10 protein-coding genes are annotated in these 11,864 nt (G+C 69.9%); 3 read left to right on the top strand and 7 right to left on the bottom strand.

Going from position 1 to position 11,864, the window contains the following annotated elements; genetic code table 11:
• Positions 1-6: 6 nt before the first annotated feature.
• Complete coding sequence (locus OG352_RS27525) at positions 7-2,058, top strand: thioredoxin domain-containing protein (protein WP_329220551.1); 2,052 nt, start codon at positions 7-9, stop codon at positions 2,056-2,058.
• Here the strand turns inward: OG352_RS27525 and OG352_RS27530 are convergent.
• From OG352_RS27530 to trhA, 4 genes are all read right to left on the bottom strand, one after another.
• On the bottom strand, positions 2,055-2,780 hold the full coding sequence (locus tag OG352_RS27530; protein WP_329220553.1) for a Mut7-C RNAse domain-containing protein: 726 nt from the start codon (positions 2,778-2,780) through the stop codon (positions 2,055-2,057). The two genes, OG352_RS27525 and OG352_RS27530, sit on opposite strands and share 4 nt — an antisense overlap.
• A 33-nt stretch (positions 2,781-2,813) precedes the next feature.
• The gene (locus tag OG352_RS27535) at positions 2,814-3,443 is read right to left on the bottom strand and encodes a TetR/AcrR family transcriptional regulator (protein WP_329220555.1); all 630 of its coding nucleotides are present in this window, start codon (positions 3,441-3,443) and stop codon (positions 2,814-2,816) included.
• A gap of 10 nt (positions 3,444-3,453) precedes the next feature.
• Positions 3,454-5,016, bottom strand: a complete 1,563-nt coding sequence (locus tag OG352_RS27540; protein ID WP_329220557.1) for an MFS transporter — start codon at positions 5,014-5,016, stop codon at positions 3,454-3,456.
• Positions 5,017-5,170: 154 nt separating this feature from the next.
• The gene (trhA, locus tag OG352_RS27545) at positions 5,171-5,884 is read right to left on the bottom strand and encodes a PAQR family membrane homeostasis protein TrhA (RefSeq protein ID WP_329220559.1); all 714 of its coding nucleotides are present in this window, start codon (positions 5,882-5,884) and stop codon (positions 5,171-5,173) included.
• Between the two features lie 429 nt (positions 5,885-6,313).
• On the opposite strand from trhA, the gene OG352_RS27550 reads away from it, so the two are divergent.
• Complete coding sequence (locus tag OG352_RS27550) at positions 6,314-8,158, top strand: phosphoenolpyruvate carboxykinase (GTP) (protein WP_329220560.1); 1,845 nt, start codon at positions 6,314-6,316, stop codon at positions 8,156-8,158.
• 343 nt (positions 8,159-8,501) lie between these two features.
• Here the strand turns inward: OG352_RS27550 and OG352_RS27555 are convergent, their stop codons facing one another.
• From OG352_RS27555 to OG352_RS40070, 3 genes are all read right to left on the bottom strand, one after another.
• Positions 8,502-8,936, bottom strand: a complete 435-nt coding sequence (locus OG352_RS27555; RefSeq protein WP_329220562.1) for an SCO4983 family protein — start codon at positions 8,934-8,936, stop codon at positions 8,502-8,504.
• Between the two features lie 89 nt (positions 8,937-9,025).
• Positions 9,026-10,237 carry a pyridoxal phosphate-dependent aminotransferase gene (locus OG352_RS27560; RefSeq protein WP_329220564.1) on the bottom strand — a complete coding sequence of 404 codons (1,212 nt, stop codon included), beginning with the start codon at positions 10,235-10,237 and terminating at the stop codon, positions 9,026-9,028.
• 113 nt (positions 10,238-10,350) lie between these two features.
• The gene (locus OG352_RS40070; protein ID WP_443072351.1) at positions 10,351-10,815 is read right to left on the bottom strand and encodes a DUF397 domain-containing protein; all 465 of its coding nucleotides are present in this window, start codon (positions 10,813-10,815) and stop codon (positions 10,351-10,353) included.
• Positions 10,816-10,940: 125 nt separating this feature from the next.
• Here OG352_RS40070 and OG352_RS27570 point away from each other — a divergent pair, with 125 nt between their 5' ends.
• Entirely contained in the window at positions 10,941-11,843 is a 903-nt protein-coding gene (locus OG352_RS27570; protein ID WP_329220565.1) for a S1 family peptidase, read from the top strand.
• Positions 11,844-11,864: the final 21 nt, after the last annotated feature.

An 11,864-nucleotide genomic window follows, 5' to 3' on the forward strand; every position in this document is an offset into this window, starting at 1 on the left:
GGTCGTATGAACCGGCTGGCTGGTGTGACCTCGCCTTATCTGCTTCAGCACGCTGAGAATCCCGTCGACTGGTGGGCTTGGGGACCGGAGGCTTTCGAGGAAGCACGCCGGCGCGATGTACCCATTCTGCTGTCCGTCGGTTACTCGGCGTGTCATTGGTGCCATGTCATGGCGCACGAGTCCTTCGAGGACCAGGAGACGGCCGACGACCTCAACGCGCACTTCGTGAGCGTCAAGGTCGACCGCGAAGAGCGCCCCGATGTCGACGCCGTCTACATGGAGGCCGTGCAGGCGGCCACCGGGCAGGGCGGGTGGCCGATGACCGTGTTTCTCACGCCCGACGCCGAGCCCTTCTACTTCGGTACGTACTTCCCGCCCGCGCCCCGGCACGGCATGCCGTCCTTCCGGCAGGTGCTGGAGGGGGTGCGGCATGCCTGGACGGACCGGCGGGACGAGGTGGCCGAGGTCGCCGGGAAGATCGTCCGGGATCTGTCGGGGCGGGAGATCTCCTACGGCGACAGTCAGGCGCCGGGTGAGCAGGAGCTGTCGCAGGCGCTGCTCGGGCTGACCCGGGAGTACGACGCGCAGCGGGGCGGGTTCGGCGGGGCGCCGAAGTTCCCGCCGTCGATGGTCGTCGAGTTCCTGCTGCGGCATCACGCGCGGACGGGGGCCGAGGGCGCGCTGCAGATGGCCCAGGACACGTGTGAGCGGATGGCCCGGGGCGGGATCTACGACCAGCTCGGCGGCGGATTCGCCCGGTACTCCGTCGACCGCGACTGGATCGTGCCGCATTTCGAGAAGATGCTGTACGACAACGCGCTGCTCTGCCGTGTGTACGCCCATCTCTGGCGGGCCACGGGCTCGGAGCTCGCCCGTCGTGTCGCGCTGGAGACCGCCGACTTCATGGTGCGCGAACTGCGCACCAGCGAGGGCGGGTTCGCCTCCGCGCTGGACGCCGACAGCGATGACGGGAGCGGGAAGCACGTCGAGGGCGCCTTCTACGTGTGGACGCCCGCGCAGCTCGCGGAGGCACTGGGCGCCGACGACGCCGGGCTCGCCGCCCGCTACTTCGGCGTCACCGAGGAGGGCACCTTCGAGGAGGGTGCCTCGGTCCTCCAACTCCCGCAGCAGGACGAGGTCTTCGACGCCGGGAGGATCGCCGGCATCAAGGAGCGGCTGCTGAGCCGGCGCGGTGAACGTCCGGCGCCCGGCCGGGACGACAAGGTCGTCGCCGCCTGGAACGGGCTCGCGGTCGCCGCGCTCGCCGAGACCGGCGCCTACTTCGACCGCCCGGATCTGGTCGAGGCGGCGGTCGGCGCCGCCGATCTCCTCGTCCGGCTGCATCTCGACGAGCAGGCCCGGCTCTCCCGCACCAGCAAGGACGGGCAGGCCGGGGCCAACGCGGGCGTCCTGGAGGACTACGCCGACGTCGCCGAGGGGTTCCTCGCCCTCGGCTCCGTCACCGGGGAGGGCGTCTGGCTGGAGTTCGCCGGGTTCCTGCTCGACCACGTACTCGTCCGGTTCGTCGACCCCGGATCCGGTGCGCTGTACGACACGGCGGCCGACGCCGAGCAGCTCATCCGGCGCCCGCAGGATCCGACCGACAACGCCGTGCCCTCCGGCTGGACCGCCGCCGCCGGCGCGCTGCTGAGCTATGCGGCCCACACCGGCTCCGAGCCCCACCGCACCGCCGCCGAACGGGCGTTGGGGGTCGTGAAGGCGCTCGGACCGCGCGTGCCCCGCTTCATCGGCTGGGGGCTCGCCGCCGCCGAGGCACTGCTCGACGGGCCGCGCGAGATCGCCGTTGTCGCCACCGACCCGGCTGACCCGACGTCAAAAACCCTGCACCGCACGGCACTTCTGGGCACCGCCCCGGGAGCCGTCGTCGCGTTCGGCACCGCGGGCGGCGGCGAGTTCCCCCTGCTCGCCGACCGCCCGCTGCGCAACGGCGAGCCGACCGCGTACGTCTGCCGCAACTTCACCTGCGACGCCCCGACCACCGATCCGGAACGGCTGCGCACCGCGCTGAATGGCTGGAACTCCACGAACCAGCGCTAGTTGGCGAACTCCGCGAGTGCGCGTTCCACGATGGCGACCAGTTGTTCGTGGTGCGCGCCCTTCCAGTACGCGCGCTTGCAGGACCGGCACTGGGCGAAGACGTCGTACGACTGCTCTGTGCCCTGGCGGAGTTGGTCGGCGACCTCGTCCTTGGTGGCCTGGCGCAGGAGGCCGTTGCAGGCGGTGCATCGTGTCCAGGGGAGCAGTTCGGGGGCGAAGCGGTCGAGGACGTCGCGGAGTTGCTGCTCGGGGTCGGTGCTGTAGACGTAGGCGCCCGACCACAGTTCGCGGCGGCGCAGCAGGCCCCGGTCGCGGCTGAGCATGACGCGCTGCTGCGCCGCCGAGCGGGCGGCGAGCGCCGGGTCGCCGATGTCGGTCGACTCGTACGCCGTGTCCACGCCGAGCAGGCGCAGCCGGCGGGCGAGGGTGCCGAGGTGGACGTCGAGGAGGAAGCGCAGCGGGGCGCCCGGCACCTGCTGGGGGCGGGCGACCGGGCGGACGGTGACCGACTCGCCGTCGGCCGGGATGTGCGCGACCGGGACCTCGCGGCCGTCGACGAGCAGGGCGCCGACCTCCGTGAGGGGCACCCCGAGCGACTCGACGACGTGGCCGAGGGTGGAGGCGCCGTCGACGGCGAGCGCGGTGGGGCCGGCGCGCCGGGCGTGGGGGACGAAGAGGGCCAGCTCGGGGGCGACTTCGACGCGGATCTCGGGTGCGTTCACCTGGTCAGGATGGCACGGGGGAGGGGAGCCGTCTCAGGGTTTCCGGCTGGGCAGGCCGTGCTCCAGGACGTCCAGAGAGCGGTTGAGCAGGGCCTCGAAGTCGTCACGGTGGCCGTTCTCGGCCCAGTACATGGACGCCTGCATCAGGCCGCCGATGAGGGACATCGTGTAGACGCGGACCTCCAGGCTGCCGGGGTCGAGGCCGGTGCGCTCGCCGATCGCCTCGGAGAACATGCGGCCGGTGACCGACATGCTCTCCATCATGCGCGAGCGCACCGCGGGGACCTGGACCATCAGGTGGGTGCGCAGCCGCGCCACCTCCAGATCGTCCTTGATGCCCATGCGGGCGGCCTTCAGCATCACGTACCGGACCGTCTCAGGCCACGGCTCGTCCGCCGGGCGCGCCCGCAGTTCCGCGACGAGGATCGGGTCCCACTCGTCGGTGAGGACGATGTCCTCCTTGGTCGGGAAGTAGCGGAAGACGGTCGACGGCGAGACCTCGGCGCTCTCGGCGATCTGGTCGATCGTCGTGGCGTCGTACCCCTGCTCCCTGACCAGTGCGTACATCGCGGCGCGGATCGCCTCGCGGGTCTTGATCTTCTTGCGCTCCCGGAGACCGAGTTGCGGTCGGTCGGCGGGAGCGCCGGTGCGTGCGGCCGTCATGGGCTCATTGTCAGGCATCGACCCTGGTGGCGACCACGTCGGGACCCACGTCATCAGGGCCGGCGTCAGCGGCCTCGGTGTTCTCGACGGGCCGGGCTCCCGGCAGGAACGCCGCCGCCAGCAGGGCGGAGACCAGGGCGGCGACCCCGCACACCAGCAGGACCAGGTCCATGCCGTGCACGTAGGCGTCGTTCGCGGAGCCGGCGAGGCCGGTCAGGTGCGCCTTCTCGGCGATGACGTGGGCGGCGATCACCGAGTTCCCGGCGGTGTCGGCGACCTGGGCGGGCAGACCGGCGACGTCGAGCCGGTCCCGGAAGGCGCCGGACAGCAGGCTGCCGAGCAGCGCGACGCCGATCGCGCCGCCGACCTGGCGCAACGTCATCAGGAGCCCGGAGCCGCTGCCGGCGCGGTCGCGGGGCAGGGTGCCGAGGGCGCCGTTCATGGCCGGGATGATGGAGAAGCCGAAGCCGAGACCGGTGAGGGACAGCCACAGCGCGGTGAAGCCGTAGCCGGAGTCGACGGTCGTACGGCTGCCGAGGAACGCGGCGAGGGCCAGCACCGCCAGGCCGGCGCTCACCGAGGCGCGCACCCCGAACCGGGCGACGACCGGCCCCGCGGTCCGCGAGGCGACCAGCAGGCCGCCCATCATCGGCAGCAGCCGCACACCGGTGCCGAGGGCGTCGTGGCCGAGGACGGCCTGGAGGTACGGCGGCAGCACGAAGAGCAGGCCGGACAGGACGAACGTCACCAGGGTCGCGGCGATCGCGTTGAAGAGGAACCCGCGGTGGGCGAGCAGGGTCATGTCGAGCATGGGGCGCTCGACCCGCCGTTCGCGCAGCACCAGCGCGGCGATCAGGGCCACGGCCGCGCCGAGCATGCCGAGGATCAGCGGGTCGCCCCAGCCGTGCGTGGGCGCCTCGATGATCCCGTAGATCAGGGCGCCGAGCCCGGTCGCGGTGAGCGCGGTGGAGACGGTGTCGACCTTGGGGGAGGTGGGGTCGCTGGTCTCGGGGAGCAGGAAGAGGCAGGCGGCGATGCCGAGCGCGGCCATCGGGACGTTCACCAGGAAGACCGAGCCCCACCAGAAGTGGTTGAGCAGCCAGCCGCCGATGATCGGGCCGAGCGGCAGGCCGAGCGCGGAGGCGGAGGAGATGACGCCGACGGCCTTGGTGCGCTCGTCGGGGGCGAAGAGCGAGGGCAGCACCGACAGTGCGAGCGGCGTGACCAGCGCGGCTCCGACGCCCATGACGGCGCGGGCGGCGATCACCGCGTCGACGTCCCCGGCGAGCATGCCGACCAGCGAGCCGACGAGGAAGATCCCGAGCCCGGTGATCAGCATCCGGCGGCGGCCGAACCGGTCGCCGAGGAGGCCGGCCGGGAGCATGAGCGACGCGAAGACGACGATGTAGGCGTCCGCCATCCACTGCTGCTGGCCGGTGGCGGCGCCGAGGTCGCGCGCCATCGTGGGCAGGGCGACGTTGAGGATCGTGGTGTCGAAGCCGATCGTGAGCATGCTCGCGACCAGGGCGCCGAGAGCCCACCAGCGGCGGGGGTCTGGAGTGATAGTGTCCATGAAATGAGAGTAGCTCTCAAAACATAGAGACTGTCAATGGGTATCTACTCCCGTAACGAAAAAAGGGCCACGGCTCGAAAGCCGTGGCCCGGAAGGTGAAGGAGGGGGCGGGTTGTCCGTAGTGGATCACCCGTAGTGGGTTACCTGCAGCGGATCACCCGTGCTGGTACGCCACCATGGAGATGCCGACGTAGTGGACGACGAACGCGGCGAGGGTGAAGGAGTGGAAGACCTCGTGGAAGCCGAACCAGCGCGGTGAGGGGTTGGGCCGCTTGATGCCGTAGATCACGCCGCCCGCGCTGTAGAGGAGCCCGCCGACGATCACCAGGACCAGGACCGCGATGCCGCCCGTGCGCATGAAGTCCGGCAGGAAGAAGACGGCCGCCCAGCCCATCGCGATGTAGCAGGGGGTGTAGAGCCAGCGCGGCGCGCCGACCCAGAAGACCCGGAAGAGGATCCCGGCCGCCGCCGCGCCCCAGATGCCCCACAGGAGCCACTCGCCCTTGGCGCCCGGCAGCAGCAGCATCGTCAGGGGCGTGTACGTGCCCGCGATGATCAGGAAGATGTTCGCGTGGTCGAGTCTGCGCAGGATGCCGTCCATGCGCGGGCTCCAGTCGCCCCGGTGGTACAGCGCGCTCACGCCGAACAGCAGGCAGGCGGTGAGGGCGAAGATGCCGCAGGCGATACGGCCGCGGGTGGAGTCGGCGAGGGCGGTGAGCACGAGGCCCGAGACGAGGACGGCCGGGAACATGCCGAGATGCAGCCAGCCGCGGAGCTTGGGCTTGATCTCTTGCGACAGGGAGTGCGCGACGGGGCCGCGGCCGGCGGCCGGTGTGTCCGTGGGCGCGTCGGGGACGGGCGCAGTCATACGCCGCATCGTACCTACGGAACCGTAGGTTGCGGATCAGTCCGGCGAGATGACGCGTCAAGAGTGGCCATCGTCTCACGGGAGTTGGGCCGACGGGCGATCGGAAGTCGGGGCGACCGGGGATGGGGAGCCGGGTCGACAGGGGATCCGGGGTTGGGTCAACGGGTGTCAGGAGTCGGGTCAAGGGGTGGCCGTCTGAACGTCATGTGCACGCAAAAGGTCGCGTTTACACGTACTTACCCGAGGTCATGGGCGTGGTCATCCTCACTCCGCTCACTTGTGAGGCCCTCTGGACATATGGGCGGTACAGTCGGATGATCAAATGAGTGCGGTCGACACCGGATGAGCGCCAAGGTCAGCACCGAGAAGCATCCGGGTCGCAGCCCCCACGGGGCCTCCAGCAAAAAACCCTCATTTTTAGGAGCAATCGTGGCGCGCGACATCGCGGCTCCCCCCGTCATCCCCACCGACCACCAGGAACTCGTCTCCTGGGTGAACGAGATCGCCGAACTGACGCAGCCGGACAACGTCGTCTGGTGTGACGGATCCGAGGCCGAGTACGAGCGCCTGTGCGGGGAGCTCGTCTCGAAGGGCACCTTCAGGAAACTCGACCCGATCAAGCGCCCGAACTCGTACTACGCGGCCTCCGACCCGACCGACGTCGCGCGTGTCGAGGACCGCACCTTCATCTGCTCCGAGAAGGAGGAGGACGCGGGCCCGACGAACCACTGGAAGGCCCCGGAGGACATGCGGGCCATCTTTACTGGAGAAGAAAACAGTTTCTCGGGTGAGAAGGGCCTGTTCCGGGGCTCGATGCGCGGCCGGACGATGTACGTCGTCCCGTTCTGCATGGGGCCGCTGGGTTCCGACCTCTCCGCGATCGGCGTCGAGATCACCGACTCCGCCTACGTCGCCGTGTCCATGCGCACCATGACCCGCATGGGACAGCCGGTCCTGGACGAACTGGGCTCCGACGGTTTCTTCGTGCGTGCCGTGCACACGCTCGGCGCGCCGCTGGCCGAGGGCGAGGCGGACGTCCCCTGGCCGTGCAACTCCACCAAGTACATCTCGCACTTCCCCGAGAGCCGCGAGATCTGGTCCTACGGCTCCGGCTACGGCGGCAACGCGCTGCTCGGCAAGAAGTGCTACGCCCTGCGCATCGCGTCGGTGATGGCGCGGGACGCGGGCTGGCTCGCCGAGCACATGCTCATCCTCAAGCTGACCCCGCCGCAGGGTTCGTCGAAGTACGTCGCCGCCGCCTTCCCGTCCGCCTGCGGCAAGACCAACCTCGCCATGCTGGAGCCCACCATCTCCGGCTGGACCGTCGAGACGATCGGCGACGACATCGCCTGGATGCGCTTCGGCGAGGACGGCCGCCTGTACGCCATCAACCCCGAGGCCGGTTTCTTCGGCGTCGCGCCCGGCACCGGTGAGCACACCAACGCCAACGCGATGAAGACGTTGTGGGGCAACTCGGTCTTCACCAACGTGGCGTTGACCGACGACAACGACATCTGGTGGGAGGGCATGACGGAGGAGACCCCGGCCCACCTGACGGACTGGAAGGGCAACGACTGGACACCGGAGTCCGGTTCGCCCGCCGCCCACCCCAACGCCCGCTTCACCGTCCCCGCCGCGCAGTGCCCGATCATCGCGCCCGAGTGGGAGGACCCCAAGGGCGTGCCGATCTCGGCGATCCTGTTCGGCGGCCGGCGCGCCTCCGCCGTCCCGCTGGTGACGGAGTCCTTCGACTGGAACCACGGCGTGTTCCTCGGGGCGAACGTGGCGAGCGAGAAGACCGCCGCCGCCGAGGGCAAGGTCGGCGAACTGCGCCGCGACCCCTTCGCCATGCTGCCGTTCTGCGGCTACAACATGGGCGACTACATGGGCCATTGGGTCGACGTCGCCAAGGGCAAGGACCAGGCGAAGCTCCCGAAGATCTACTACGTCAACTGGTTCCGCAAGAACGACGCGGGCAAGTTCGTGTGGCCCGGCTTCGGTGAGAACAGCCGCGTCCTGAAGTGGATCGTCGAGCGGCTGGAGGGCAAGGCCGAGGGCGTCGAGACCCCGATCGGCGTCCTGCCGGCCAAGGGCGCCCTCGACACGAACGGCCTCGAACTCGCCGCCGACGACCTCGACTTCCTCCTCACGGTCGACAAGGAGATCTGGCGCGAGGAGGCCGCCCTGGTCCCCGAGCACCTGAACACCTTCGGCGACCACACGCCCAAGGAGCTGTGGGACGAGTACCACGCGCTGGTACAGCGCCTGGGCTGACGTCCCCCGGAGGCCGCGTACAACGGCGTATGTGGCCCGGGCCCGCCGTCGTCCCCCCGTCCGCCCCGACGGGGGGACGACGGCGGACCTTCGCCTGCGGGTGCGTCGCGTGGGCGCGATCAGCCGCAACGGCCCCGCACCCGCAAGGCGGCGCGAACTCCTGCGGCGAAAGGCGTCGCGGCCCAAGGCAACGCGGTGTGTGGCGCCCGGTCCGCGCGTCGCTGCGGGTGCACGCGGACCGGGGCCGTTCACGGTCCCCCGTAGGGGAGTCCCCTGAAGGGAAGCCTTCCGGAGAGGGTCCCCCATAGGGGAGCCTTCCGGAGGGCGGTGTCCCGTAGGGGAGTCAGCCGGCGGTGCTCAGTTCCTTGGTTTCCGTCAGTGCGGCGGCGTGCGCGTCCATGCGCTGTGCCGCCAGGATCGCCGTCGCCGTGTCCGCGCGCGACGCGGCGACGAGGAGCGCGCGGCTCGCGCGGGCGTGCGCCCGCTTGTGCAGGGCGGCCACGAGGTGCGGCTCCGCCAGGGCGGAGGCGAGGGGCGGGCGGACCGGCGTCCGTCCTCCCCGCAACCGGGTCACCTGCTGCGCGAGCCGTGCGGCCGCGCTGTCCAGGTCGGCGGACGGTGCCTTCGCGAGCAGCTCGTCGGTGACGGCGAGCAGTGCCGCGAGATGACCTGCGAGCTGAATGTCCAGCTCTTCCTCGCGCGAACGGTGGGGGAAGTCCGAGGGCGTGCCGGCCATCGTGCTGCTGTGGACCGACTTGGTGCGGATCGGTTCGTACATGAGGATGGCCTCCTGGGATGTCAGGAAACCATCCTAGCTTAGATTCCGTCTAAGATTGTGCTGAGGCTGTGCAGCCGCTCCCTGGAGTGCTAAGGCTGGCCGTAGCCGTCCAGGAAGCGGCCGATACGGCCCACCGCGTCCCGCAGGTCCGTCGCCGTCGGCAGGGTGACGACCCGGAAGTGGTCCGGCTCCGGCCAGTTGAAACCGGTGCCCTGGACCACCATGATCTTCTCCTGGCGGAGCAGGTCGAGGACCATCCGCCGGTCGTCCTTGATCTTGAAGACGGTGGGATCCAGGCGCGGGAAGAGATACAGCGCGCCCTTCGGGCGGACGCACGTCACGCCGGGGATCTGGGTCAGCAGCTCGTACGCCGTGTCCATCTGTTCCTTGAGCCGCCCGCCAGGCAGCACCAGGTCCTTGATCGTCTGGCGTCCGCTGAGCGCCGCGACCACGCCGTGCTGGCCGGGCATGTTCGCGCACAGGCGCATGTTCGCCAGGATCGTCAGACCCTCGATGTAGGAGTCGGCGTGTGCGCGCGGCCCGGAGATCGCCATCCAGCCGACGCGGTAGCCGGCCACCCGGTACGCCTTCGACATGCCGTTGAAGGTGAGGGTGAGCAGGTCGGGGGCGACCTTGGCGGTCGGGGTGTGCGTGGCGCCGTCGTAGAGGATCTTGTCGTAGATCTCGTCCGAGCAGACCAGGAGGTTGTGCCGGCGCGCGATGTCGGTCAGGCCCCGGACCATCGCCTCGTCGTACACGGCCCCCGTCGGGTTGTTCGGGTTGATGATGACGATCGCCTTGGTGCGGTCGGTGACCTTGCGCTCGACGTCCGCGAGGTCCGGCATCCAGTCGGCCTGCTCGTCGCACCGGTAGTGCACGGCGGTGCCGCCGGACAGGGACACGGCGGCGGTCCACAGCGGGTAGTCCGGGGCGGGGACGAGGACCTCGTCCCCGTCGTCCAGCAGCCCCTGCATGGCCATGACGATGAGCTCGGAGACGCCGTTGCCGATGAAGACGTGCTCTACGTCCGTCTCTATGCCGAGGGTCTGGTTGTGCATCACGACGGCCCTGCGCGCGGCCAGCAGCCCCTTGGCGTCGCCGTACCCGTGCGCCGTCGAGACGTTGCGGAGGATGTCCTCCAGGATCTCCGGCGGCGCCTCGAACCCGAAGGCGGCCGGGTTCCCGGTGTTCAGCTTGAGGATGCGGTGACCAGCCGCTTCCAGCCGCATCGCCTCCTCGAGAACCGGTCCCCGGATCTCGTAACAGACGTTGGCGAGCTTGGTCGACTGGATCACCTGCATGCCTGGGAGCTTACGGCCGGGTAACACTTCCCGCGCCGTGTTTTCCACCACTTGAGACGGGCATGGGCGGATCGGTCTCGGCCACGCCGGGGGTTGGGTGCGCATGTCCACGCTCAGGATCGCGCCGTGCCGTTAGTGCACCTGGGTTGCGCCGGGGGTGCTTGTGCATCCGGGCTCCCGCAGCGGCCCGGGTCGGCCCCCGGACGCTGCCGGCGAACCCACGGGGGGCCGGGTACCGGTTCCACGAATGTGACACTCCCGGGGGGATGTGTCACAGTTCGCGGCCGACGGTATCCCCTGGGGCCGGGGCCGGGGCCCCAGCCGCCGAATTCCCCACCCACGACTCCAGCGCTGAAGACGTTCCACTCCGTGGGGGCGAAGAAGAGGACGGGGCCGTGAGGGTCCTTGCTGTCACGTATCGCCCGACCTCCGTCGGCGGTGTGCGCGACCTCCACGCACTCCTGCTGACCGCCCTGCGAGGCGCTGGCCTTTTTGAACGCGGTCACGATCTCCTGGTTCTTCATTCTTCTTCCTCGCCTTCCTCCGGCCGCGTCGCCGAAGGCCGCCGTGGACGACATCCCGCCAACTTCCGGCCGGAAACAACTCCTTGCTCATCAGCCCCTCTGAACTCAGAATGCACATGACAAGAACAGTGGTGGCCGGAAGATCTCCGGTCGCCTTGTCATAAGAGGGGACCCCCCACATGAGAAAGCCTCTCGTTGCCGCGATCTTCGCCCTGGCCATCGCCGGGGCGGGGGCGGCACCTGCGGTTGCGGCGCCCATGAGTGCGGCGCCTGCGGGCTCGGCTTCCGCGGCCTCGGCTTCCGCGACGGCGGTCACGGCCGACGCCAAGGCCGCCGCGCCGACGCTTCAGGCCGTCAGCCTCGCCGGGACCGTCGCGCTGAGCAACTGCTCCGGCTCGATCGTCCGCTTCCCGAACTCCCTGGACACCGACCCGGCGTTGGTGCTCTCCAACGGGCACTGCCTGACGACCGGCTTCCCGGAGCCGGGCGAGGTGCTCGTCAACCAGGCGTCCACCCGGACCTTCGGGCTGCTCAACTCCTCCGGCACCCGGGTCGCGACCCTGCGCGCGAGCAAGCTCGCCTACGGGACGATGACCGACACGGACGTCTCGATCTACCAGCTCACCAGCACGTACGCGTCGATCAAGAGCTCCTACGGGATCTCCGCGCTGACCGTGCAGGACACGCACCCGACCGTCGGTACCGCGATCACCGTGGCCTCCGGTTACTGGAAGCGGCTCTACAGCTGCAACATCGACGGGTTCGTGTACCGCATGAAGGAGGGGGACTGGACCTGGAAGGACTCGGTCCGTTACACCTCCGCCTGCCAGACCATCGGCGGCACCTCCGGTTCGCCGGTGATCGACCAGGCCACCGGCAACGTCGTCGCCGTCAACAACACCGGCAACGAGGACGGTCAGCGCTGCACGGAGAACAACCCGTGTGAGGTCGACGAGAGCGGCAACGTCACCGTCCGCCAGGGCATCAACTACGCCCAGGAGATCTACCAGATCCCGGCCTGCTTCACGACCGGCAACCAGCTCAACCTGAGCGCCGCCGGGTGCACCCTGCCCAAGCCGTAAGTAAGGCGAGGTGGAGGGGTC

It is taken from the genome of Streptomyces sp. NBC_01485, assembly GCF_036227125.1.
In the GTDB taxonomy this organism is placed as follows: Bacteria; Actinomycetota; Actinomycetes; order Streptomycetales; family Streptomycetaceae; genus Streptomyces.